The sequence below is a fragment of the Methylobacterium sp. J-072 genome, assembly GCF_022829425.1.
Lineage (GTDB): Bacteria > Pseudomonadota > Alphaproteobacteria > Rhizobiales > Beijerinckiaceae > Methylobacterium.
This window is the reverse complement of record NZ_JAKSYK010000027.1, coordinates 1-23,277: the sequence shown is the minus strand read 5'-3', so window position 1 is coordinate 23,277 and position 23,277 is coordinate 1. Positions and strand designations below refer to the sequence as shown.

General features: G+C 71.2%; 19 protein-coding genes. 9 read left to right on the top strand and 10 right to left on the bottom strand.

The window, feature by feature from the left end:
* Window positions 1-11: 11 nt before the first annotated feature.
* Window positions 12-1,595 (bottom strand): alpha-amylase family glycosyl hydrolase, encoded by a 1,584-nt coding sequence (locus MKK67_RS02040; protein ID WP_243961741.1) that lies wholly within the window; start codon window positions 1,593-1,595, stop codon window positions 12-14.
* 322 nt (window positions 1,596-1,917) lie between these two features.
* Here MKK67_RS02040 and MKK67_RS02035 point away from each other — a divergent pair, with 322 nt between their 5' ends.
* Window positions 1,918-4,458, top strand: a complete 2,541-nt coding sequence (locus MKK67_RS02035) for a glycogen/starch/alpha-glucan phosphorylase (RefSeq protein ID WP_409568356.1) — start codon at window positions 1,918-1,920, stop codon at window positions 4,456-4,458.
* A 111-nt stretch (window positions 4,459-4,569) separates the two neighbouring features.
* On the opposite strand, the gene MKK67_RS02030 is transcribed toward MKK67_RS02035, so the two are convergent.
* The 3 genes from MKK67_RS02030 to MKK67_RS02020 form a co-directional block, all read right to left on the bottom strand.
* On the bottom strand, window positions 4,570-5,631 hold the full coding sequence (locus MKK67_RS02030; protein ID WP_243961731.1) for an SGNH/GDSL hydrolase family protein: 1,062 nt from the start codon (window positions 5,629-5,631) through the stop codon (window positions 4,570-4,572).
* 97 nt (window positions 5,632-5,728) lie between these two features.
* On the bottom strand, window positions 5,729-6,652 hold the full coding sequence (locus tag MKK67_RS02025; protein WP_243961784.1) for a ferredoxin--NAD(+) reductase: 924 nt from the start codon (window positions 6,650-6,652) through the stop codon (window positions 5,729-5,731).
* A gap of 29 nt (window positions 6,653-6,681) precedes the next feature.
* Window positions 6,682-7,062 (bottom strand): hypothetical protein, encoded by a 381-nt coding sequence (locus MKK67_RS02020; protein WP_243961729.1) that lies wholly within the window; start codon window positions 7,060-7,062, stop codon window positions 6,682-6,684.
* A 332-nt stretch (window positions 7,063-7,394) separates the two neighbouring features.
* Between MKK67_RS02020 and MKK67_RS02015 the strand changes: the two genes are divergently transcribed.
* Window positions 7,395-7,847 carry a helix-turn-helix domain-containing protein gene (locus tag MKK67_RS02015; protein WP_243961727.1) on the top strand — a complete coding sequence of 151 codons (453 nt, stop codon included), beginning with the start codon at window positions 7,395-7,397 and terminating at the stop codon, window positions 7,845-7,847.
* A 2-nt stretch (window positions 7,848-7,849) separates the two neighbouring features.
* The gene (locus MKK67_RS02010) at window positions 7,850-8,440 is read left to right on the top strand and encodes a putative toxin-antitoxin system toxin component, PIN family (RefSeq protein ID WP_243961725.1); all 591 of its coding nucleotides are present in this window, start codon (window positions 7,850-7,852) and stop codon (window positions 8,438-8,440) included.
* A gap of 8 nt (window positions 8,441-8,448) precedes the next feature.
* Here the strand turns inward: MKK67_RS02010 and MKK67_RS02005 are convergent, their stop codons facing one another.
* The 3 genes from MKK67_RS02005 to thrC form a co-directional block, all read right to left on the bottom strand.
* Window positions 8,449-11,343, bottom strand: coding sequence for a sensor domain-containing phosphodiesterase (locus MKK67_RS02005; protein ID WP_243961716.1), 2,895 nt, complete (start codon window positions 11,341-11,343; stop codon window positions 8,449-8,451).
* Window positions 11,344-11,542: 199 nt separating this feature from the next.
* Complete coding sequence (locus MKK67_RS02000) at window positions 11,543-12,838, bottom strand: M16 family metallopeptidase (protein WP_243961714.1); 1,296 nt, start codon at window positions 12,836-12,838, stop codon at window positions 11,543-11,545.
* Entirely contained in the window at window positions 12,835-14,259 is a 1,425-nt protein-coding gene (gene thrC / locus MKK67_RS01995) for a threonine synthase (RefSeq protein WP_243961712.1), read from the bottom strand. Before thrC ends, MKK67_RS02000 begins: the two co-directional genes overlap by 4 nt.
* Before the next feature lie 231 nt (window positions 14,260-14,490).
* On the opposite strand from thrC, the gene MKK67_RS01990 reads away from it, so the two are divergent.
* Together MKK67_RS01990 and MKK67_RS01985 are read left to right on the top strand one after the other, a co-directional pair.
* A complete protein-coding gene (locus tag MKK67_RS01990; protein ID WP_243961710.1) occupies window positions 14,491-14,889 on the top strand; it encodes a hypothetical protein in 399 nt (132 codons plus the stop codon).
* 70 nt (window positions 14,890-14,959) lie between these two features.
* A complete protein-coding gene (locus MKK67_RS01985) occupies window positions 14,960-15,421 on the top strand; it encodes a hypothetical protein (protein ID WP_243961708.1) in 462 nt (153 codons plus the stop codon).
* Window positions 15,422-15,445: 24 nt separating this feature from the next.
* Here the strand turns inward: MKK67_RS01985 and MKK67_RS01980 are convergent, their stop codons facing one another.
* Window positions 15,446-15,874, bottom strand: coding sequence for a DUF4864 domain-containing protein (locus MKK67_RS01980; RefSeq protein WP_243961706.1), 429 nt, complete (start codon window positions 15,872-15,874; stop codon window positions 15,446-15,448).
* Window positions 15,875-16,203: 329 nt separating this feature from the next.
* On the opposite strand from MKK67_RS01980, the gene rutA reads away from it, so the two are divergent.
* The 3 genes from rutA to rutC are packed head-to-tail and all read left to right on the top strand — an operon-like array spanning window position 16,204 to window position 18,484.
* Window positions 16,204-17,298 carry a pyrimidine utilization protein A gene (gene rutA / locus MKK67_RS01975; RefSeq protein ID WP_243961704.1) on the top strand — a complete coding sequence of 365 codons (1,095 nt, stop codon included), beginning with the start codon at window positions 16,204-16,206 and terminating at the stop codon, window positions 17,296-17,298.
* 16 nt (window positions 17,299-17,314) lie between these two features.
* Entirely contained in the window at window positions 17,315-18,052 is a 738-nt protein-coding gene (gene rutB / locus MKK67_RS01970) for a pyrimidine utilization protein B (protein ID WP_243961702.1), read from the top strand.
* A 45-nt stretch (window positions 18,053-18,097) separates the two neighbouring features.
* The gene (gene rutC, locus MKK67_RS01965) at window positions 18,098-18,484 is read left to right on the top strand and encodes a pyrimidine utilization protein C (RefSeq protein ID WP_243961693.1); all 387 of its coding nucleotides are present in this window, start codon (window positions 18,098-18,100) and stop codon (window positions 18,482-18,484) included.
* On the opposite strand, the gene MKK67_RS01960 is transcribed toward rutC, so the two are convergent.
* Together MKK67_RS01960 and MKK67_RS01955 are read right to left on the bottom strand one after the other, a co-directional pair.
* Window positions 18,485-19,423, bottom strand: a complete 939-nt coding sequence (locus tag MKK67_RS01960) for a glycosyltransferase family 2 protein (protein ID WP_243961690.1) — start codon at window positions 19,421-19,423, stop codon at window positions 18,485-18,487.
* Window positions 19,420-20,313: a glycosyltransferase family 2 protein gene (locus tag MKK67_RS01955; RefSeq protein WP_243961688.1), complete on the bottom strand. Its 894-nt coding sequence runs from the start codon at window positions 20,311-20,313 to the stop codon at window positions 19,420-19,422. Before MKK67_RS01955 ends, MKK67_RS01960 begins: the two co-directional genes overlap by 4 nt.
* A gap of 468 nt (window positions 20,314-20,781) precedes the next feature.
* On the opposite strand from MKK67_RS01955, the gene MKK67_RS01950 reads away from it, so the two are divergent.
* Window positions 20,782-23,277: glycosyltransferase family 2 protein (locus MKK67_RS01950; RefSeq protein ID WP_243961678.1), on the top strand; the 2,496-nt coding region annotated here is incomplete at its 3' end.

Below are 23,277 nucleotides of genomic sequence, written 5' to 3'. Positions count from 1 at the left end.
CAGGCCGAGGCTCAGGCGCGGCGGAGAATCACCCCCTCGTCGGGGCCGAGGGCGAGCGTCGTGCGGGCCTGCGCGCCCGCTCGCCCGGTCAGCGTCGAGAGCAGGATCGTCCAGTCGCCCTCGGGCAAGGGAAGGCTCTGCGAATCGCCGCCGAAGTTCAGGACCACGCGCAGGCTCTCGCCGTCGGCGAAGCGCTCGTAGGCGAACACATCCGCAGCCTCGACGGGCACGCCCCGGTAGTCGCCGACGGCCAGAGCCGCGTGGTCGCGCCGCAGGGCCAGGAGCCGCCGGTGCAGGGTGAGCATCGAGGCCGGGTCCGAGCGATGGCCCTCGACGTTGCGGACCGGCCAATCCTCCGAGAGCGGCAGCCACGGCTCCGCGGTGGAGAAGCCGGCCTGCGGGGCCTCGTCCCACTGCATCGGCGTGCGCTCCGGGTCGCGGCCGTGCCCGGGCTCGTTGCGCTCCCAGGGGTCCTGGGCACGCTCAGGCGGAATCCGGATGGGACCGAGGCCGATCTCGTCGCCGTAATAGAGGGTCGGGGTGCCGCGTAAGCTCAGCAGAAGCATCGCGGCGATGCGAGCCTGCGCCTCGCCCACCCGGGCGGCGATGCGCGGCTGGTCGTGGTTGCCCAGCACCCAGTTCGGCCAGCCGCCCTCGGGGAGCGCCGCCTCGTAATTGGCCACGAGGTCGGCGACGGCGTCGGCGCGCCACGGGGTCTGGATCAGCTGGAAGTTGAAGGGCAGGTCGGCGCCCGCGAGGTCGGGGCCGTAATAGGCCACCAGCCGCTCGATCGGCAGGTAGATCTCCCCGATCAGCACCCGCTCGCCGTACTGGCGCAGCACCGCCCGCATCCCGGCGATCACGTCGAACACCTCCGGGCGGTCGGCGGAGTAGACCTGGGTGAAGCGGTTGATCTCCGGCGTGCCCGGCGCGTAGTCGGGATTGGCCGGGTTGTCGCGGAATCCGGCATCCTTCATCAGGTGCCAGATCACGTCGACCCGGAACCCGTCGACGCCGCGCTCCAGCCAGAAGCGCAGCGCGTCGTGCATCGCGGCCCGCACGGCGGGGTTGCGCCAGTTCAGGTCCGGCTGCTCGGCCAGGAACGCGTGGTAGTAGTACTGGCCGGTGGCCTCATCGAGGGTCCAGGCGGGGCCGCCGAAATTCGAGACCCAGTTGTTCGGCGGACCGCCGCCGGGGCCCGGGTCGCGCCAGATGTACCAGTCCCGCTTCGGGCTGGAGCGCGACGACCGGCTCTCCGCGAACCACGGATGCGCGATCGACGAGTGGTTGGGCACGAAGTCGAGGATCACCTTCAACTTGCGCCGGTGGGCCTCGGCGATCAGCGCGTCGAAATCGGCCAGCGTGCCGAACAGCGGGTCGATGCCGCAATAATCGGCCACGTCGTAGCCGAAATCCGCCATGGGCGAGGGGTAGACCGGCGAGATCCACACGGCGTCGACCCCGAGCCAGGCGAGGTAGTCCAGCCGCGCGGTGATGCCGGGCAGGTCGCCGACCCCGTCGCCGTTCGTGTCCTGGAACGAGCGGGGATAGACCTGGTAGACGGTGCCGCGCTTCCACCAGACGGTCTCGGTCATGCTGCACCCCGCGAATCCCCGACGCAGGGTTAACCGCTGAGCCGCGCGCTGGCGACGGCTCAGATGCGCGCGTCGCGGGCTGGCGCCGCCGGCCGTTGTGTCTAGAATGTCACGTAGTCGCGCCATATCTCTGGCCGCGCGGTCGCACGCCCCGGTCGGGGCGGCACCGCCACGACTTCGCCCGGAAGCCGATCGCAAACTTGTGGCTTCGGGGCACGGATCGCCGAGACGTTCATTCGCTGGCAATCCGTCAAAAGAGATAATCCGCCCACGATAGCCCTGGCGCTAGAATCCGGGGCGCCGACTTTTGGGGGACCCGCACGTGCTGAACGACGTTCTCACTCCGCCCGCCCAGCGGGACGCCTTGCGCGACGACAGTGCATCCGAGATCCCGACGACCGCCGCCTGGATCGCGCCGCTCCTGTCCGAGACCGGCGATTCCGTGGTCGACCTGCGGGAATCGATTCGCGCCAAGCTCACCTTCGCGCTGGGCCGGACGCCCGAGACCGCCCGCCCGCGCGACTGGTTCGTCGCGACCGCGATGGCCCTGCGCGAGCGGATCGTGGCGGCCTGCATGGCCTCCGAGAAGGCCGTGCCGAACAAGCGAGTCTACTACCTCTCGCTCGAATTCCTCATCGGCCGGCTGATGTCGGACGCGATGAACAATCTCGGCCTCACCGAGACGACCCGGGCGGCGCTCCGGGAACTCGGGGTCGATCTCGACGCCGTGCAGGATGCCGAGCCCGACGCGGCGCTCGGCAATGGCGGCCTCGGCCGGCTCGCCGCCTGCTTCATGGACAGCATGGCCAGCATCGGCATCCCGGCGGTCGGCTACGGCATCCGGTACGATCACGGCCTGTTCCGCCAGTCCTTCGAGGATGGCTGGCAGCGCGAGGCGCCGGAGACCTGGCTCGCCGAGGGCAACCCCTGGGAGTTCGCCCGGCCGGACGCGACCTACACGATCGGCTTCGGCGGCACCGTGACCCTGTCCTCCCCCGGCGAGGGCGTGATCCGCCGCCACTGGCAGCCGGCCGAGACCGTGCGGGCGGTCGCCCACGACATCCCGGTGGTCGGCTGGCGCGGGCGCCACGTCAACCGGCTGCGCCTGTGGAAGGCGGAGGCCGGCGAGCCCGTCGACCTCGCCCGCTTCAACGGCGGCGACCATGTCGGCGCGGTGGCGGCACGCATGCGCGCCGAGGCGATCTCCCGGGTGCTCTATCCGAGCGATTCCTCGGCCGAGGGCCAGGAGCTGCGCCTGCGCCAGGAATACTTCTTCACCTCGGCCTCGCTCCAGGACCTCATCGCCCGCCACGTGACCGAGCGCGGCGACGTGCGCTCCCTGCCGGACCACGCCGCGATCCAGCTCAACGACACGCATCCGGCCATCGCGGTGCCGGAGCTGATGCGCATTCTCCTGGAGGACCACGGCCTCTCCTGGGAGGATGCCTGGCACATCACCACCAACACGCTGAACTACACCAACCACACCCTGCTGCCCGAGGCGCTGGAGACCTGGCCGGTGGAGCTGATGGAGCGGCTGCTGCCGCGCCACATGCAGATCATCTACCTGATCAACTGGATGCACCTGGAAGAGCAGGCCAAGCACGGTCGCCAGGACCCGGCTCACCAGGGCGCCGCCTACCTGGCCTCGATCTCGCTGATCGACGAGGCCCATGGCCGCCGGGTGCGCATGGGGCACCTGGCCTTCCACGGCGCCCGCCGGGTCAACGGCGTCTCGGCCCTGCACACCGACCTGATGCGCTCCACGGTGTTCGCGCACCTGCACGCGCTGGATCCGGACAAGATCGTCAATAAGACCAACGGCATCACCTTCCGGCGCTGGCTCCACAACGCCAATCCGGGCCTCACCCGGCTCGCCGTGGAGACGGTGGGCCCGGGCGTGCTCGACGATCCCGCCCTGCTCCGGGGCCTCGAGGCCCATGCCGAGGATCCGGCCTTCGTGGCGCGCTACGCCGCCGTGCGCCGGCAGCGCAAGGAAGCGCTGGCCAAGGTCGTGGCCGAGCGCACCGGCATCGACATCGATCCGGACGCGCTGTTCGACGTTCAGGTCAAGCGCATCCACGAATACAAGCGCCAGCTGCTCAACGTCGTCGAGACGGTGGCGCTCTACCAGGCGATCAAGGCCGAGCCGCACCGGGACTGGACGCCCCGGGTCAAGATCTTCGCCGGCAAGGCGGCGCCGAGCTACGTCCGGGCCAAGCTGATCATCAAGCTCGCCTGCGACGTGGCCAAGGCGGTGAACGACGACCCGGAGGTCGCGGGCCGGCTGAAGGTGGTGTTCCTGCCGAACTACTCGGTGAGCCTCGCCGAGACGATCATCCCGGGCGCCGACCTGTCGGAGCAGATCTCCACCGCCGGCATGGAGGCCTCGGGCACCGGCAACATGAAGTTCGCGCTCAACGGCGCGCTCACGGTCGGCACGCTGGACGGCGCCAACATCGAGATCCGCGACCATGTCGGGGCGGACAACATCTTCATCTTCGGCCTCGACGCCGCCGGGGTGCAGGCGCGCGAAGCCGAGCCGGGCTACGCCGCCAAGGCCATCCAGGCCTCGCCGCGGCTGGCGGCGGCGCTGGACATGATCGCCTCCGGGCGGTTCTCCCCCGAGGAGCCGGGCCGGTTCCGGCCGCTCACCGACGACCTGCGCCAGCGCGACCAGTACCTGCTCACCGCCGATTTCGACGATTACTGGCGGGTGCAGCGCGTGATCGACGCCGCCTGGCGTGATCCGCGTGGCTGGTGGGCCAAGGCGATCCGCAACACCGCCCGGATGGCGTGGTTCTCCTCCGACCGGTCGATGCGCGAATACGCTGAGGAAATCTGGCGCGTCCGCCTGGGCTGAAGAAGTTCGGGATTCAAAAGGTCTTCGACCTTTTGCGGGTCCAGGGCAGAGCCCTGGTGTCGGGCTTTGCCCGATGATCGGGGCTCCGCCCCGACACCCCGCCCAAGGGCCTCAGGCCCTTGGGAAGCCCGTGAGCCGGCGCAGGTTGCGTAGCAGCCGGTGGCGGATCAGCGCCGCGCGCTCGGCCAGCCCGAGCCTGCGCCGGAAGAAGACGTGCGACACGCGCCCGAGCCGCTTCCCCCGGTCCGGCTCGCCCTTGCGCAGGGCGATGTCCGGCAGCGCCGCCTCCTGCGTGATCGTCAGGGACCGCGCGGCCGGGAACACGGCGCTGCGGTAGACCGAGCGCGTGTAGTACGAGAATTCGTCGTAGGCGGTGATCGCGCGCATCCGCCCGCTCGCCGCATCCCGGATCGTGAGCGTGCCGGCCTCCGGCCCGTACGTCACCAGCGCGCCGATCACGTGGCGCGGGCGCCCGAACGGGATCTCGGCGCCCGCACCCTCGGGGATCTCCAGGAAGTGCAGCGCGATGCCGTTGCGGCGCAGCGCGAATCCGCAGGCCAGGCCGGGGAGGGTGCGCAGCGGCAGGGATTCGAACCGGACCGGCAGTCTCCGGAACCGGTCGATATAGGCGCGGCCCGGCGGCGGCGCCCGCAGGAAGGCGTAGACCAGGGTGCCGTAGAGCTCGGCTCCGGCCGGCGCGACATGGGTCCCGTCGGTCAGGAAATAGCCGATGTCGCCCGCCGCCACCGGGGCGGCGATGTCGAGATACGGAATGCCGTAGAGGGTGCGGTACTCCGCGAGCAGGGCGGCCACCGGTTCGGCGCCGTAAGCGACCCCGCCCTGGTGGAGGTTGAGGAAGGCGACCGGCAGGTCCCGCCGGGCGGTCTCCGCCAGGATATCGTCCAGGTAGGCCCGCATCGTCGCGCCATCGAAGTAGCGGACGTTGCCGGTGAACAGCTCCAGCAGGACGTGGTCGCAGGGACAAGCGTCGAGGATCTCGTCGATCAGGCAGGCGATCGAGGGCAGGGAGTGGCCGCCCCAGCCGCTGCGCAGGAAGGTGACCGGGCGCCCCTCGGCCGCCGCCAGGGCGTTGGCCCGCTCGACATAGCCCGGCAGCTCCGTGACGCTGTAGCCGAGGCAGAGCACGCGGAGCATCGACGCAGACGAACTCACGGGACGACACGGGTTCCCAAAGGGCCCCCGGCCCTGTGGCGGGGTATCGGGGCGGAGCCCTGATGTTTCGGGCGCGGTCCGCGGACAGGCGTCGCGGTCAGGCGAGCACGATCGGGTAGCAGCGCGCGCCCACCGCGGCGGCGAGCACCTGCACGGCGCCGATGGTGGCGATGTCGCCGGCCACGTGGACGACGTCGGTGGCGCGCAGGCTCGGCAGGTGGGCGGTGAGCGGGCCGGAGCGCACGTCCGGCGGGCGCTGGCGGCCGCGGTCGGCGCAGAGCACGATCCGGCCGACGCCGGTGCAGCGCAGCCAGTCCAGGCTCTCGCGCATGTAGAGGTCGAGGGCGTCGCGGGCGCCGACCGCCAGCGCCATCTCGCGGGCGGGCTCGACGTAGCGGGCCGCCCGGGCGATCGACCAGATCGGGCCGAAGCCGGCGCCGGCCGCCACCAGCACGAGGCGCCCGCCGCCGGGCCGGTACTGGCCGCGGCCGACGGGGCCCTTCAGGCGCACGGGCTGGTCGAGCCGGATCGCGTCGACCGGGCCGCCCTCGGGATCCCGGGGGATATGGAACACCGCCTCGTTGATCTCGGCGGAACCATCGACCCGCAGGGTCGGGGCCAGGGTCAGGGCGGGCAGGCCCGCGAAGGTGACGAGCGCCTGGTGGCCGGGTTCGAGGTTCGGGCGCCGGGTCAGGGTCGCCACCACCTCGACGATGCCGGGGCAGAGCCGGCGGATCTCCGAGACGGTGCCCTTGCGGATGGCGACGGCCGGGGACGGCGCCTCCTCCTGGCCCTGGATTGGGGCACCGGGCAGGCTCGGCCGCAGGGCCTCGGCCCGGGCCCGGCGGGCCGGCGGCCGGCGGCTCGACGGGGCGGCACTGCCCTGGCCAGCAATCTGGTTGGCGAGTTGCGCCTGCACGGGCGCGATCATGCCTTCGGCGAGGGCCGCCTCGAGGGGCGTATCGCCGGTCGAGACGCGCACCGACCGGCCGTTGACGACGAGCGAGCAGCGCGCGCCCATGGCCGTACCCCGCTTGGTCTGGAGAGGGATCACCGGGCGCGGATCAGGAGCGTGTCGACCAGGGACGCCCAGCGCTCGCGGGTCGCCCGGACGTCGTCGCTCGCCGCGGACTCGGTCAGGAGCTGGCGCTGCGCCCGCAGGGCCTCGACCTCCTGCCGCTGAGCCCGGAGCACCGCCTTCATCACCTGCAGCTCGGTCTCGAGCCGGGCGATCTCGTCGGCCTCGTCCGAATCCTCGGATAGGTCGTCCTGGGGGGCGCTGGAGACACGCGCCTCCTGGCCGGGCAGAGCCTGGCCGGGCAGGGGCAGCCGGGTGCGGGCCTGCTGCTCCAGCCGGACCGGCCGGGCGATCAGACGACGCACGAGATCCGAGCTGCCCGCCTGCTGGTAACGCCTCGCCGCCTCAGCCATCCGCCCATCCCCATCCCGGGCGCCGGAGCGCCAATCCATCAACAGGAGCTTGCGCGGTCATGGTTAAGGGGGGCTTAAATCGATTGGCGGCATTCGAGGTCTTTAGGCGGGACATACCTAGGGGGCTCGGAGGTGTGCCTCTGAAGCCCATTCTGCGATCAGCGCATATCCTTGCGGGCAGCCGAGCGTCGGAACATGTTTACACTTGTTTCGTTTATTGCGACTAGTGCGTTCACAGATGCTTCTCAGCTGTCCGTGGCCCCTGCCGGGCGGTCCACACGGCCGACCGATGCGGGGCGCGCACCATGACAATGACTATCGGGAGAGGGGACATGCTGGCTCTCATGGAGAAGGCGCCTTTTGTGGCGAGCGACGAGGAGGCCCTCATCGCTCGCGAGGCCGTGTCGCGCCTGAGGCCCATCGCCGAGGGCAACCAGGATGTCCGTCTGCGCGTGATGGAGTCGGTCGATGTCGTTGTGCCGGTGCCTGCGCGCGCGCTCCGACTGATCGTCGATGTGCTGACCTATATGGGCGACCAAAAGGCCGTGTCGTTCATTCCCCACGACGTCGAACTCACGACGCAACAGGCTGCGGACCTGCTCAATGTCTCTAGGCCCCATCTTATTGGCCTGCTTGAGCGCGGTGAGCTGCCGTTCCGCCGCGTCGGTGCACATAGGCGCGTGCGCGCCGCCGACCTTATCGAGCACAAGCGTCGGGACGAGGCGCAGCGCAAGGATGCCCTCGACCGCATGGCCGACCTGACCCAGGATCTCGGCCTCGACTGATCATGCCGTCCACGTTCACGGCCTTCTTCGACGCGAACGTGTTCTTCGGAGCCCGCCTGCGCAGCCTCGTGATGGAGGTCGCGCAGAGCGGGGTTTTCCGGGCGCGCTGGAGCCCGGATGTCCATGACGAATGGATCCGCTCGGTGCTCGGCAGGCGTGCCGACCTCCGGCCCGAGCAGATCGAGCCGATCCGGGTGATGATGGACATCGCGGTCCCGGATGCCCTCGTCTCGGGATATGCCGGCCTGATTCCAGCGCTGACCCTGCCCGATCCCGATGACCGCCACATCCTGGCCGCCGCCATCGCCGGCCGGGCCGACGTGATCGTGACCTTCAACGAGAAGGATTTTCCGCCCGACGCCCTGGCGCCTTATGGCATCCACACACGCCATCCCGACGCGTTCTTCAGCGAGGCCGAGGGGATCGAGCCGGGTATGCTGACCGAGGCGGCCGCCCGCGACCTCGCCCACTATAAACGGCCGCCCTTGACGCCCAAGCAGTACACGGACGATCTCCGCAAGGCTGGCGTCCCCCAGCTTGCGGACTATCTCTGGCGCATGCGCGTCCTGCTCGACGATCAGGCCGAGCCGTAGGTTGAAGCTCAGGCGGCTTCCGGCGCCGCCCCGACGATCTGGCGGGCCTGGAGCATGGTCATCGGCTCGCCGAAGGCGGGGCCCAGCGCGTATTCGCAGCCGAGGCCGGCCAGGGCCTGGGCGTCGCTCTCCGATTCGCAGCCCTCCGCCACGATGGCGAGGTTCAATTCGCTCGCCATCCGGACGATCGAGCGCAGGATCGCGGTCTGGCCGGTGCCGATCTGGCGCACGAAGGTGGCGTCGACCTTGATCGTGTCGAACGGGAAGCGCTGGAGGTAGGACAGGGCCGAGTAGCCGGTGCCGAAATCCGACAGGCACAGGCCGGCGCCGAGATCGTGGATCCGGGCCAGCATCTGGGCGGCGTATTCCGGGTTCTCCATCACCAGGCTCTCGCTGAATTCCAGCTTGAGCGAGCCGGGGAGCGCCCCGGACCGGGCCAGCACGGTCTTCACATCGTGCAGCAGGTCGTGGCGCAGGAGCTGGCGCGAGGACAGGTTGCAGGCCGCGAAGATCGGCGGCTCGACTTCGAGGGAGCGCTGCCAGGCGGCGAGCTCCAGGGCCGTGCGCTCCAGGGCGAAGATGCCGAGATTGACCACGAAGCCGCTCTCTTCGGCGAGCGGCATGAAGGTCGAGGCCGGGATGCGCCCGAGCTTCGGGTGGTCCCAGCGCAGGACGGTCTCGAACCCCGCCACGGTGCGGTCCTCGAGGCGGACCACCGGCAGGAACAGCACCCGCAATTCGTTGCGCTCGATCGCCTTGCGCAGGTCGCTCTCCAGCATCAGCCGGTCGGAGCGGTCGGTGCGCATATGGGCGCGGAACACCTCGATCCGGTCGCCGCCGTTGCGCTTGGCCTGGATCATGGCGATCTCGGCGCTCTTGAACACCTCGTCGCGCTTGAGGTTGGCGCCCGCCTCGTAGAGGGCGAGGCCGATCGAGACGGTGAGAAAAATCTCCCGGTCGGCATAGGTGATCGGCGTCGCGATCGCCCGGCGGATCATCTCGGCGAAGGCCAGGATCCGGTCGGGGTCGCGCTCGGACAACAGGATCACGGCGAACTCGTCGCTGGAGATCCGGGCCAGGCTGTCCTGGGGTCGCAGCAGACGGCCGAGTCGGCGGGACAGGGTCAGCAGGATCGAATCGCCCGCCGACAACCCGATGGCGTCGTTGATGCCCTTGAACCGGTCGACATCCAGCACGATCACGGTCGGCTTGAGCCGCTGGTCCTGGCCGGCGAAGGCCAAAGCCGCGTCGAGGCGGTCGCCGAACAGCTCGCGGTTGGGCAGGCCGGTCAGGCTGTCATGCACGGCGTCGTGGAGCAGGCGCTCCTCCGCGGTCTTGATCTCGGTGACGTCCGCGATGGTGCCGACCACGCGGATCACCTCGCCGTCGGCGCCGATCACGGGGCGCGCCTTCAGCCGGTACCAGAAATAGGTGCCGGCGGCCGAGCGCAGGCGGAAATCGTGGACGATGCGCCCGCGCCGCTCCTCGATCACCGTATCGAGGGCGGCCGAGTAGCGCTCCACGTCGAACGGGTGGAGCGTGCCGAGCCAGTTCGTCGCCGGGCCCTCCAGGGTGCCGCGGGGGAGGCCCAACTGCGCCTCGATCTCGGGGCCCGCAAAAACCCGGTCGGCGGGCACATCCCAGTCGAACACCACGTCGCCGGCGCCGGTGAGCGCCAGCGCCCGCCGCTCGGTGTCCGACACCAGGGCATGGCTGAGGCCGCCGCCCGCGAAGGCGTGCTGGAGCACCGTGAAGCCGATCAGCATCACGATCAGCACGAGGCCGCCGATGAGCGCCGGCTGCACCAGGTCGCTGCCGATCTGGCCGGTGACGGCGAAACCCGCCGCCGTGACCCAGACCACCAGCAGCAGCCAGGTCGGCACCAGCAGGATGGCGCGGTCGTAGCCGTTATGGGCGGCGAGGTAGACGATCAGCAGCAGGCCGATCCCCGCCACCGCGGCGATGGAGATGCGCGCCACCCCCGCCGCCACCGGCGGGTCGAACACCGCGAGCCCGACGAGGCCCGCCAGGAAGGCGAGCCAGAAGAACGCCACATGGCTGTAGCGCACGTGCCAGCGGGCGAGGTTCAGGTAGGCGAACAGGAACACCAGCAGCGTCGCCCCGAGCACCGCCTCGGCGGAGGCCCGGTAGACCCGCTCGGCGAGCTCGGTGACGGGAAAGACCCGCTGCAGGAAGCCGAAATCGATGCAGGCATAGGCGAGCACCGACCAGGCCAAAGCCGCGGCAGCCGGGAAGATGATCGCGCCCTTGACCACGAACACGATGGTCAGGAACAGGGCCAGCAACCCGCTGATGCCGATGATGATGCCCTTGTACAGGGTCAGCCCGGCGGTCTTGCGGCGATAGGCGTCCTGATCCCACAGATGCAGCTGCGGGACGTTGGGCCCGCGCAGCTCGGCGACGTAGGTGACGGTCGTGCCGGGATCCAGCGTGATCGTGAACTGGTCGGCTTCCGGGTTCTCGTCGCGCTCGGGGCGGATGCCCTGGCTCGCCGTGATGGCGGCGATCCGCGAGCCGCCGAGATCGGGCCAGATCACCCCGGAATCCACCAGCCGGAAATGCGGCGCCACCAGGATGCGGTCGATCTGCTCGTCGGTGTCGTTGGTGAGCGCGAACACGATCCAGTCGGGCCGGGCGCCGGCGTCGCGCGCCTTCACGACGATGCGGCGGACGATGCCGTCCTTGCCGGGCGCCGTGGAGATCTGGATCAGGTCGCCGTCCGAGCGGTAGCGCTCGATCGCGGTGGTCAGGTCGATCACCGGCGCGTCGAGGGTGACGCGCACCGCCTCGACGGCCAGGGCCGGGGCGCTTGCCGAGACGGCCAGCGACAAGGCACCGACGAGGCCACCGACCAGGGTCAGGAGGAGGGCGAGGATGCGCAAGGGTGTCTTGAGTTCCGGCCGTGCGAGCTGCGGCGTCGGCCACCCGGGCGGCCGCGATCGATAGGAAGGCCCCGACCCCGGGGCAGCCGCCCCGGTCCGGATCCGGACTCCGCGGATCGCGCCCCTTTGCGGCCAAATCAAGTTGGGCGCGGCGGGGGGGCGCCCGCCCGGGGTCGCTTGTCCGTCGAGACGGTGGATTTCAGGCCGCGCCGAGGGCGGCGGCGATCTTGTCGAGGGTGGGCAGCTTGCGGATCGGGCCGATCGCCGCGAGCGTCGGCGCGCCCTTCAGCATCGTGGCCGCGGCGGCCCGCACGTCCGCCACCGTGACGGCGTCGACCTTGTCGATCACCTCGCCGGCCGGGATCACCCGGCCCCAGGCCAGGATCTGGCGGGCGTTGCGCTCGATGCGCCCGCCGGGCGTCTCCAGAGCCGAGAGCAGGGACACCTTCAGCTGCGCCTTGGCCCGGGCGATCTCGGGCTCGGCGAGGTCCCGGGCGGCCCGGGCCGTGGCCGCAAGCGTCACGTCGACCAGTTCGGGCAGGTCCGCCCCCGCGGTGCCGGCGCCGATGCCGAACAGGCCGCAATCGGAGAAGGGCCAGTGGAAGGCCTGGATTTCGTAGGCGAGGCCGCGGGTCTCGCGCACCTCCTGCCAGAGCCGCGAGGTCAGCCCGCCGCCGAGCACCTGGGCGAACATGTGCAGCGCGTAGTAGCGATCGTCCCGGAACGACAGGCCGGGCAGGCCGATCACGACGTTGGCCTGTTCGAGCTTGCGCGGCATCCGCCGCTCGCCGCCGCCGTAGACGCCCGGCACGGCAGCCGGCGCCACCGTGGCCGGCAGGGCGCCGAAATGGCGCTCGGCGGCCGCAACGATCGCCTCGTGGGTCACCGCGCCGGCGCCGGCCACGACGATGCGGTCCGGCGTGTATTCCCGGGCGAGGTAGGCGCGAATCCCGGCCTCGTCGAAACTCCGGATCGTCTCGGGGCGCCCGAGGATCGGCCGGCCGACCGGCTGGTCCGGGAAGGCGGCTTCCGTGAAGGCGTCGTAGACCACGTCGTCGGGGGTGTCCTCGACGGCGGCGTATTCCTGCAGGATCACGCCCTTCTCCCGGGCGAGCTCGCCGGCATCGAACACCGAATCGGTGAGGATGTCGCCGATCACGTCGAGGGCGAGGCCGGCATCCTCGCCGAGCACCCGGGCGGTGTAGCTCGTCCCCTCCGTGGAGGTGGCGGCGTTGATCTCGCCGCCGACATTCTCGATTTCCTCCGCGATTCCGTGGGCCGAGCGCTTGCGCGTGCCCTTGAACGCCATGTGCTCGATGAGGTGGGACAGCCCGGCCTCGTCGGCGCGCTCGTTGCGCGAGCCGGCCCCGACCCAGACGCCGAGGCTCGCGGTCGCGACCCCGGGCATCGGCTCGGTCACCACCGTCACGCCGTTCGCGAGCCGGGTCGTGCGCAGGGACGGGGAGGCGGCGTGCGTGGTGAAATGCTGGTTCATCGCGGGTTTGCCCCAGCCCGGGTGATGCGGGCGCGCTCGCGGATCAGCCGCTCCACCGCGGCCTGATCGTTGGCCACCGGGGTCATGCGCTCGGGCCGGTCCATGAGGTCGGCGAGGTGCGGCGGCAGGGGCGGGCGCAGGCCGCCGGTGGCCTTGGCGACCGCGTCGGGGAATTTTGCGGGGTGCGCCGTGGCGAGGGCGACGACAGGGGTTGCGGGATCCTGCTCCAGGAGCCGGCGCCCGGCGCGCACCCCGATGGCGCTGTGGGGATCGAGCACGATCCCGGTGGCGGCCTGGGTCAGGGCGATCTCTTCCATCACGGCGCTCTCCGGCACCGCGACGGCGTCGAACTCGGAGCGGATTGCGGCCAGGATCTCCGGGCTCAGGGAAAAGCCGCCGGACTGCTTCAGCCCGGACATCAGCCGCGACAGCGCCGAGGCGTCGCGGCCGAGCGCCTCGAACAGCAGCCGCTCGAAATTCGAAGAAATCTGGATGTCCATGGAGGGCGAGGTCGTGGGCACGACGCCGCGCAGTTCGTAGGCGCCGTGCTCCAGGGTGCGCACCAGGATGTCGTTGGCGTTGGTGCCGATCATCAGCCGCTCGATCGGCAGGCCCATCCGCTTGGCGACCCAGCCGGCGAGCACGTCGCCGAAATTGCCGGTCGGCACCGCGAAGGAGACCGGCCGATGGGGGGCGCCGAGCGCCACCGCGCTGGTGAAATAGTAGACTGCCTGCGCCGCGACCCGGGCCCAGTTGATCGAGTTGACCCCGGACAGGCGCACCGCATCGGCGAATTCGGCGTGCTGGAACAGGGCTTTGACCAAGTTCTGGCAATCGTCGAAGGTGCCGTCCACCGCGAGCGCGTGGACGTTCTGGGCCGGCACGGAGGTCATCTGCCGCCGCTGGACCTCGGACACTCGCCCGTGCGGGTAGAGGATGAAGATGTCGACCCGGTCGAGGCCGCCGAAGGCCTCCACGGCGGCCGAGCCGGTATCGCCCGAGGTCGCGCCCACGATGGTGGCGCGGGTGTCGCGCTTGACGAGGACATGGTCCATCAGCCGCCCGAGCAGCTGCATCGCCACGTCCTTGAAGGCGAGCGTCGGCCCGTGGAAGAGTTCCAGCAGGAACAGGTTGTCGTCGAGCTGGGTCAGCGGGCAGACCGCCGGGTGCCGGAAGGTGGCGTAGGATTCGTCGATCATCCGGTCGAGATCGGGGCCTTCGATCTCGCCATCCATCAGCGGCCGCAGCACGCGCTTGGCGGCCTCCGCGTAGGGCTTGCCGGCCAGCGCGGCGATCTCAGCCCGGCCGAGCTGCGGCCAGGTCTGGGGCACGTAGAGTCCGCCATCGCGGGCGAGGCCTGCGAGGAGCGCATCCGAGAACGAGAGCGGCGCGGCCTCGCCGCGGGTCGAGACGTGGAGCACAGGGGCCTCCGGGAGGAAGGCGCCCCCTCTACACGATGCGGGCGGACCTGTCGAAAGCCCGGGCCGCCGGGGCGGGCCTTCGGTTTAACCGGGCCTGAACGGGCCGGTTCAGGACCGGTTGCGCCGCCTTCCCTAGAACCGGATCACCCCCGAGGAACCCCGGCCCGACCGGCCGGCGCCGCGGGGGCGGCCCGACCCCGCCCGCGGGGTGCCTTCGGAGAAAGATCCGCCATGATTCGAACCCGTGCCGTTCGACCCCTCGCCCTGGCCGGCGCCGCAGCGCTGCTGCTCGGCACCGCGGCGATCGCGCAGACGCCGCCCCCCGGCGGCCCGCGGCCCGGCCCCGAGGCCGGCGCCCCGCCGCCACCCCCGCCCCCGGGCGGTCCCCGGCGCGGTCCCGGCCCGGACGGAGCGCCCCCGCCGCCGCCCGGCGGTCCCCAGCGCGGCCCGGGCCCCGATGGTCCGCCGCCGCCGCCTCCGCCGCCGAAGGGCGCGCATTTCCGGCTCGAGCGCGGTGACGCCCGGATCGACGTGAAATGCGCCGACGAGGACTCGATGAAGGCCTGCGCCGACATCACCCTGCAACTCCTCGACAAGCTCGCGACGCTGCGGCCCGCCGACGCCCGATAGTTCTTTGCCACGACGGCGGGGCTCGGAAACGACCCCACCGTCCGCCGGCATCCACGACAGGATCACCGACATGACCGATACGACAACCGATTCACACCTCGCCGCCGGCACCGTCTGGGCGGTGTTCGGGCACCGCTTCGCCCTCGACGGGGCCGGGGGGCGGATCCTGGCGGATCTCGGCCCGAAGGGCGCCGCAGGCATCGCCCTGGCGGTCGGCGACCGGGTCTCGCTGCAGGGCACGCAAAAACCCTCCGAGATCAAGGTCACCCGCCTCACCCTGGCGGACGGCTCGACCCGCACGATCGACTGGCCCGAGAAGGATGGACCGAAGAAGGATGGCCACGGCCATGCGCCGGCCGATCCCGCCCTGGCGGTCCGGGCCGCGGAGGCGGCCGGCTACACGGTCGCCGGCGCGCCCGCGCGCAAGCCCAAGCATTTCGAGCTGCGGGGGGCGAAGGACGGCGCGGAGCACGACATCCACATCGCGCTCGACGGCCAGATCCGGAAGACCAAGCGCCTCGCTGCCGCGTAGGGCCGGCCGGACCGCGAGCGCCGGTCAGGCGCTCGTGCCCGGTGCCTTGATCAGGCGGCAGCCGGTGATGCGCCAGGTCCCGTCCGCGTCCCGGGCGAGGCTGTACTCGGCGGTCCAGTCGACGCCGTACTCGTCCTGGATCGCCACCGACTGCATCACGCCCGCCTCCCCGGTATCCCGGCCCTCGCCGAACACGAAGCTGCGGTGGCGGTAGACTGGGCGGTACTGGGTGCGGACCATGCCGATGAACAGGTCGGCGTTCGGAAACAGCTCCCGGATCGCCGGGGCCGCCTGGGCGTAGGCGGTCGGCGCGTCGTCGCGCCCGAACGCCTCGACCTGCTTGGTGATCACCGACCGGGCCGCCGCCCGGGCGCCGTCATCGGCCAGGGCCGACCCCGCGAGGCCGAAGACCAGCAGAAGAGGGATCAGCAGGAGGGCGAGCCACGCGCGCATCGACGGTCACTCCGATCGAGCGCCTCCCACGAGACACCTGAGCCGACTGATCATCTAGACGGACGGCGGCGGTCGGCAAGCACTGCGCGCGCAGGATGTGCAGGCATCGCGCGCCGGTTGTGCAAGTCGCTGGAATGAGAGGCATTTCCAGCCCCGAACCGGCGCACGGGTTTGATTCTCCGCCCGGGTTTTGCGAGCGTCCGCGCACCGACTCAGTTCCACAGGGCTTGCCTGCGGGGCTTGGCCGAGCGGAGCAGAGGGCGATGGTGCAAAGCCAAGCGGACGCGGAAACCCGTCCCGAGAGTGTTCCAGTCACGAGCGTACCAGCCATGAGCGTCGGGGTGTTCATCCCGATCGGCAACAACGGCTGGCTGCTGTCGGAGAACGCCCCGCAATACCGGCCGAGCTTCGCGCTCAACAAGCAGATCACCCTCAAGGCGGAAGCGCACGGGCTCGATTTCGCCCTGTCGATGATCAAGCTGCGCGGCTTCGGCGGCAAGACCGAGTTCTGGGACCACAACCTCGAATCGTTCACCCTGATGGCTGGCCTCGCCGCGGTCACCACCCGGATCAAGCTGTTCGCCACCGCGGCGACCCTGTGCATGCCGCCCGCGATCGTCGCCCGCATGGCCGCGACCATCGATTCGATCTCGGATGGCCGGTTCGGCCTGAACCTGGTCACCGGCTGGCAGAAGCCGGAATATGACCAGATGGGCCTGTGGCCGGGCGAAGAGTATTTCTCTAAGCGCTACGACTATCTAGCGGAATATGCTCAGATTCTGCGCGAGCTGTGGGAGACGGGTCGAAGCGACCTCAAGGGCACGTTCTTCCAGATGAACGATTGCCGCCTGAGCCCCCGGCCGCAGGCGCCGATGAAGATCATCTGCGCCGGCCAGAGCGGCGCCGGCCTGGATTTCACGGCCCGCTACGCCGACTACAATTTCTGCCTGGGGAAAGGGCTCAACACGCCGACCGCCTTCGCGCCCGTGGTGGAGCGGCTGGCCGAGGCCCGGGCCAAGACCGGGCGGCACGTCACCGCCTACGCGCTGTTCATGATCATCGCCGACGAGACCGACGCCGCCGCGATGGCGACCTGGGCGCATTACAAGGCCGGCGCCGATGCCGAGGCGATCGCCTGGCTCGGAATCCAGGGCGCGGCCGACACCAAGTCCGGCAGCGACACCAATGTCCGCCAGCTCGCCGACCCGACCTCGGCGGTGAACCTCAACATGGGCACCCTGGTGGGCAGCTACGCCCAGGTGGCCGCGATGCTCGACGCGATCGTGACGATCGACGGCGTGGAGGGCGTGCTGCTGGTGTTCGACGATTTCCTCAAGGGGCTCGACGCCTTCGGGACCCGGATCCAGCCGCTGATGCAATCCCGCCGGCACGTGGTGCCGGCGCCGCTAGCCCAGGTCGCATGATGAGAGACGTCGCGTGATGGATAGGCCTGCTGGTTTCCACGACCCCCATGGCCGCCACGGCGGCGTGATCCTGCCGGCCCGGCCCGAGCCGATCGCCTTCGACCCGGCCGCGACGGCGCTGATCGTCGTCGACGTGCAGAACGCCTATGCCAGCCAGGGCGGCTATCTCGACCTCGCCGGCTTCGACGTGTCGGGCACCGGGCCGGTGATCGCCCAGATCATCCGGGCGGTGGCGGCGGCCCGGGCGGCGGGCATCCGGATCCTGTGGTTCCAGAACGGCTGGGACCCGGACTATGTCGAGGCCGGCGGCCCGGGCTCGCCGAACTGGCACAAGTCCAACGCCCTCAAGACCATGCGGCGGCGGCCGGAGATGAACGCGCAGCTCCTCGCCAAGGGCTCGTGGGACTACGCGCTGGTCGACGCCCTGAAGCCGGAGCCCGGCGACATCGTGCTGGGCAAGCCGCGCTACAGCGGCTTCTACAACACGCCGCTCGACAGCATGCTGCGGGCCCGGGGGGTGAACACGCTGGTCTTCACCGGCATCGCCACCAATGTCTGCGTCGAGTCGACCCTGCGGGACGGCTACCACCGGGAGTATTTTGGGATCGTCCTGGCGGACGCCACCCACCAGGCCGGCCCGCGGAGCCTGCACGAGGGGGCGCTCGCCAATATCGAGACCTTCTTCGGCTGGGTCTCGGACGTTGCTGCGTTCGAGGCGGCGCTGGCCGCGCAGACGCGCGCCGCCGCCGAATAGACCGCCCGCCGTCCCCAAACCCGCACCGCGAAAGTCCGAAGAAAAATGCCGAAGCAGGTCGTCATTCCGCCGGGTACGGGCAAGCCGCTCGCCCCCTACGTGCCCGGCACCCTGGCCGACGGGGTGCTGTACGTTTCGGGCACGCTGCCGCTCGATGCCGACGCCAACGTGGTCCATGTCGGCGACGCGGGCGCCCAGGCCCGGCACGTGCTGGAGACGATCAAGGGCGTGGTCGAGGCCGCGGGCGGCACGATGGACGACGTGACCTTCAACCACGTCTTCCTGAAGGACTGGGCCGATTACGTGGCGATCAACGCGGTCTACGCGGACTACTTTCCGGGCGAGAAGCCGGCGCGCTACTGCATCCAGTGCGGCCTCGTAAAGCCCGACGCCCTCGTGGAGATCGCCTCGGTGGCCCATATCGGCCACTGATCACCGGCCCCGCAACAGCTTCGGCGCGAGGCCGGGCAGGGCCGCCGCCAGGAGGCCGGCCGCGCGCAGCACCTCGGCGGCCTCGGCGGCCGAGCGGTGGGCCAGCGCCAGGGCGAGCCGCAGCGGCACCTGCGCGCAAAAGCTCGCCGCCGTGAGGGCGAGGGCGGCGGCCCGGCCGTGATGCTTGTGCGCATACAGGATCTGGCTGCGCAGGAAGTAGAACAGGCGTTGCGCCCGCACCTGCCGGGTCGTGCCCTGGCCGACATGGTGGGCGACCGCCCCGGCCACGTGCCGCACCGAAAAGCCGGCGGCCCGGGCGCGGGTGCAGAGGTCGGCATCCTCCCAGTAGACGAAGAAGCGCGGGTCGAAGCCGTCGAGGGCCGCGAACAGGTCCCGGCGGATCATCAGGAATGCGCCCATCACCTGGCCGACGGCGCGGTCGTCGGTGTGATCCCATTCGAGCAAAAAATGCGGCCGGACGAGGCCAAGCCGGTCCAGCGCGAGGGCGCGGCCGAGGAGGCCGAGACCGGTGGGCGCCCGGGCGCAGGAGCGGGCGGTCCGGCCGTCCGGGTCGACCAGCCGGGCGCCGACGATCCCGGTGCGCGGATCGGCCGTCAGGGCATCCCGGGCCACACGGAGGGCGTCGGGGGCGACCTGCGTGTCCGGGTTGAGGAACAGGATCGCGGGGGCGTCCCCAGCGGCGGCGCCCTGATCGCAGGCTCGGCCGAAGCCGAGGTTTTCAGCGTTGCGGATCAGCTTCAGCGGGCGGGGCAGGGCGGGCAGGTCGTCCGCCGAGCCGTCCTGGGAGGCGTTGTCCACCACGATGACCTGCACGGCGGCGGCCTCCTGCACGGCCGCGAGGCTCGCCAGGCAGGCCCGGAGCAGGGCGCCGCCGTTCCAGTTGACGATCACCACGTCGAGGACGGCGCGGTCGGTCATGGGCGATCCCGGGGCGGGCCGAGGCGCCCGAGGGCCCCGTCGCGGGCGGCCGCGAGCAGCCGCAGCAGCACGGCCGGCCGCCAGCCCGAATCCGCCCAGTACAGCCCGGCCTGGAGCGGCAGGTAGGCGGCCTGGGCGAGCTTCCAGCGCAGGGGCACGTGCGGCAGGCGCCAGGCATAGACCGCGTTGCGCAGGTAGGTCGCCATGCGGAACAGGGGCTGGCGCGGCATCGCGATCCCGAAGCCGCGGATCACCCCGCCGCCGACCCGGTGCGGGATCGCGACGTCCCGGGCGAGGTAGCAGCCCAAGCCCAGGCTCCAGGCGCGAAAGCACCATTCCAGCTCGACGCCGTCGATGAAGAAATCGGCGCGGAACGGCCCGATCCGGGCGAGGGCGTCGAGGTCGATCAGCGAGCCCGAGGTCGCCAGGAACTGCACCGGGGCGAGGGCGCCGCAGGCTGGGGCGCCGGGCCGGCCCGGGTAGGACGGCGCCTTGTGGCCGGTGGCCGGGGCGGGGGCCGGCCCCACGACCGCCACCGGGATCGCGGCCTCCCGGAGCCGGGCGCGGGCGGTGAGCAGCGCTGCCGCCAGCCCGGCGGGCGGCTCGGCATCCTGGTCGAGCAGCAGCAGGGTGTTCGCGCCCGCCGCCCGGGCCGCCGCGGCGATCCGGTTGAGCGCCTCGGCGATGCCGACATTGCGCCCCGCCGACAGCAGGGTCACGCCGGCCCGGGCGAGGCGCTCCGCCTCCGCGTCGGGCAGGCCGCCATCGTCGAAGGCGATCACCCCGGCGAATCCGGAAGACGCGTGCGCCAGCACCCGGTCCACCTGGTCCCGGCTCGGCCGGAACAGGGTGATGCCGAGCGCGAGGCGGCTCAGGTCTGGATCAGGCACGGGCGGGACTCCGGCCGCTCACGCCCGCGCCACCGCGGCAATCGCGGTCTCCAGGGCGGCGGCCTGTTCGGCGTCGAGGGGTCCGCGGGTCGGCATCGAAGGGATCGGTCGAGCGGGGATGCCGGAAGGAAAAGCCGGCGAGGCGGCGCATGGCGTCGATCCGGTCCCGATGGGTCGGCGTTTCGATATAGCGGGCCCCGGTCTCCGACAAGCGGCCATGCCGGGCCGCGCAGCCGCGCAGGCCGAGGACGGACCGGCCCATGGTTTACGGACTCGGCCGGTTCCGTTAGTTCGACGGGCGAAGAATGCGACGCCCGCCTCCGCGCCTCCGCGCCTCGCACGCCCCCGACGCTGCCGACCATGAGCCGATCCGAGACCAGCGCCTCGACCGCGTCGACCCCGAAGGCGGCCGACGGATGCCGCGCCTCGTGACGGCACGCGGCGCACGTTCCCCCGCAGAGCCCTGAGATGCGCCTCGGTTTGCCCCCGACCCTCGGGCGGTTCAAGCGCCGCATCGGCCGGCCGGTCGCGCGCGGCGCCGTCGATTCCGCGCGCGCGCTGCGCTTGGGCTGGCGCCGGATCAGCGATCCGCTGGGCCGGGCCACCGCCCTGCAGGCCCGCTGGGCCGGCGCGGGTGCCGGCGACGATCTCGAGGCGCGCCTGATCGCGGCGCTGGAGCCGTATGTCGATGCCGGCTTCTACGCGAGCTGGTACGGCATCACGGTCGATCCGGTCCGGGACTACCTCACGGTCGGCTGGCGCGCGGGCCGGGATCCGCGACCGGATTTCTCCACCGCCGACTACCTCGCCGCACGGCCGTATCTCGCTGCCGCCGGCATCAACCCGTTCCTGCACTGGGTGACGGCGCAGCGCACCAAGGGTGGCGACCTGCCCAAGCCCGACACAAGGCAAGCCGAGCGCCTGGCCCGCCGCCTCGTGGACGGGGCGTTCTACCTCGCCCACAACCCCGACCTGCAGGCGGCCGGCGTCGACCCGGTGGCCCACTACATGGCCTCCGGCTGGCGCGAGGGCCGCGAGCCGTCGCCCCGCTTCGACACCCTGGCCTACTGCCTGACCCGAAACATCTCCTACGCGACCCAGAACCCGCTGGTGCATTACGTCCTGCACGGCGGCCCGGCCCGGCCCGAGCCGGAGGATTTTTTCGGACTTCAGGCCGAGACGCTCGCGCCCTATTTCGACGCCGCCTACTACCGGGACGGATTGGACGAGCAGGAAGCCCAGGAACTCGCCGAGGCCTCCGACACCGAATTGCTCCGCACTTATGTAGCTGGCGGCTGGCGGAAGATGCGCAGCCCGCGCCAGGATTTCGACCCGGCCGGCTACGTGCAGGCACGGGCCGGCAGCCGGGCGGTGATCGGCGACCCGTTCTTCCGGTACGTGGCCGAGACGCGGCTCTCCGGCAAAAAACCGTTCTCCGGGACGGACAGGCTGAACATCCCGGCGGTGGACGAGGCCTGGTATCGGGCGACCTACGCGGATGCCCGGGAGACCGCTCCCTATCTGCACTTTGCGACCAGCGGCTGGCGGGAGCTGCGCGATCCGGGCCCGGGGCGCTCGACGCTCGACGCGCTGCTGCGGGTCTGCGGCCTGCGCCCGGCGCGTCCGCCCGTGGAGGACACGCTCTGGCTCGGCGCGATCGGCCGCCTGCCCCTGGACCGGGCAGCGTCCCTGGACCTTCAGGCCGGGTTGGCGGCTTTCCATTTCGACCACGCCTTCTACCGGCAGCGCTACGGACTGGCGGAGGATGTCGACGCGGTCCGTGACTATTGCGACGCCGGCTGGCGTCAGGGCCGCAACCCGCGCCCCGACTTCAACGGGCAGGCCTATCTCGACGCGCATCCCTGGGCGCAAGAGACCGGCATCGCGCCCCTGGTCCACCATCTCGCCACGGCGCTGCTGCACGGCGTCGACATCGCGGCCGGGAGGTTCGACCCGCGCTACGGCCCACCGCCCTCCGAGGCGGACGCCCTGGCGGAGCAGGCCCGGCTGTTCGAGCCGTATTTCGACGCGGCGTATTACGCGAAGCGCAATCCCGACGTCGCCGGCGCCGCGGGCGGCCCGCTCGCCCATTTCGTCGCCTACGGCCAGCACGAGGGCAGGGACCCCAGCAAGACCTTCTCGATCGCGTTCTACGAGGAGACTTACGGCCATCTTTTTGCGCAGGGCGAGACGCCATTCCTGCACTACGTCCGCACCGGCCGCGCCGCCGGGCTGATGGGCTGTCCCGAGGATCTCGGCAGCTGGCCGCCCATGGAGGCCCCCGAACCGCAGGACTGGGACAGCCTGCCCCGCGCCCTGACCCTCGCCCAGGCCCGGGTCGTCGTGATCATGCCGGTCTACAAGGGCCGCGGCGAGACCCTGCGCGCCATCCACGCCTGCCTCTCCGCCCCGCAGAAGACCCCGTTCACCCTGCTCGCCGTCAACGACAGATCCCCCGACCCGAACCTGACCGCGGAACTGAGAGACCTCGCCGGCCGCGGCCTGTTCCACCTCGTCGAGAACGCGCAAAACCTCGGCTTCGTCCGCTCGGTCAACCGCGGGCTCAGTCTGCGCCAGGGCCGGGCCGTGGTCCTGCTCAACTCCGACGCCCAGGTGTTCGGGGACTGGCTCGACCGGCTCGTCGCCCATGCCGAGACCGCCGAGGCCGAGGGCCGCCCCCCCGTGGGCAGCGTCACGCCGCTGTCGAACAACGCCACGATCTGCAGCTACCCGCGCTTCAACGCCAACAACACCATGGCGCTCGAGATCCCCCGGCCGGACCTCGACCAAGCCGCCAGCACGCTCAACCGCGGCCGCTCCGTCGAGGTGCCCACCGGCGTCGGCTTCTGCATGTACATGACCGCCGCAGCGCTGGACGCGGTCGGGGTCCTCGACGAAATCGCCTTCGGCAAGGGCTACGGCGAGGAGAACGACTGGTGCATGCGCGCCCGCAAGGCCGGGTTC

What these genes read in the sequence shown, in the direction of transcription:
- MKK67_RS02040 (WP_243961741.1), bottom strand. Translation starts at nt 1,595, where the DNA reads ATGACCGAGACCGTCTGGTGGAAGCGCGGCACCGTCTACCAGGTCTAT.
- MKK67_RS02025 (WP_243961784.1), bottom strand. Translation starts at nt 6,652, where the DNA reads ATGGGCGCGCGCTGCTCGCTCGTCGTCAACGGCCGGTCGGTGCGCGTC.
- MKK67_RS02020 (WP_243961729.1), bottom strand. Translation starts at nt 7,062, where the DNA reads ATGGCTGAGGCGGCGAGGCGTTACCAGCAGGCGGGCAGCTCGGATCTC.
- MKK67_RS02015 (WP_243961727.1), top strand. Translation starts at nt 7,395, where the DNA reads ATGCTGGCTCTCATGGAGAAGGCGCCTTTTGTGGCGAGCGACGAGGAG.
- MKK67_RS02010 (WP_243961725.1), top strand. Translation starts at nt 7,850, where the DNA reads ATGCCGTCCACGTTCACGGCCTTCTTCGACGCGAACGTGTTCTTCGGA.
- MKK67_RS02000 (WP_243961714.1), bottom strand. Translation starts at nt 12,838, where the DNA reads ATGAACCAGCATTTCACCACGCACGCCGCCTCCCCGTCCCTGCGCACG.
- MKK67_RS01990 (WP_243961710.1), top strand. Translation starts at nt 14,491, where the DNA reads ATGATTCGAACCCGTGCCGTTCGACCCCTCGCCCTGGCCGGCGCCGCA.
- MKK67_RS01985 (WP_243961708.1), top strand. Translation starts at nt 14,960, where the DNA reads ATGACCGATACGACAACCGATTCACACCTCGCCGCCGGCACCGTCTGG.
- MKK67_RS01980 (WP_243961706.1), bottom strand. Translation starts at nt 15,874, where the DNA reads ATGCGCGCGTGGCTCGCCCTCCTGCTGATCCCTCTTCTGCTGGTCTTC.
- rutA (WP_243961704.1), top strand. Translation starts at nt 16,204, where the DNA reads ATGAGCGTCGGGGTGTTCATCCCGATCGGCAACAACGGCTGGCTGCTG.
- rutB (WP_243961702.1), top strand. Translation starts at nt 17,315, where the DNA reads ATGGATAGGCCTGCTGGTTTCCACGACCCCCATGGCCGCCACGGCGGC.
- rutC (WP_243961693.1), top strand. Translation starts at nt 18,098, where the DNA reads ATGCCGAAGCAGGTCGTCATTCCGCCGGGTACGGGCAAGCCGCTCGCC.
- MKK67_RS01960 (WP_243961690.1), bottom strand. Translation starts at nt 19,423, where the DNA reads ATGACCGACCGCGCCGTCCTCGACGTGGTGATCGTCAACTGGAACGGC.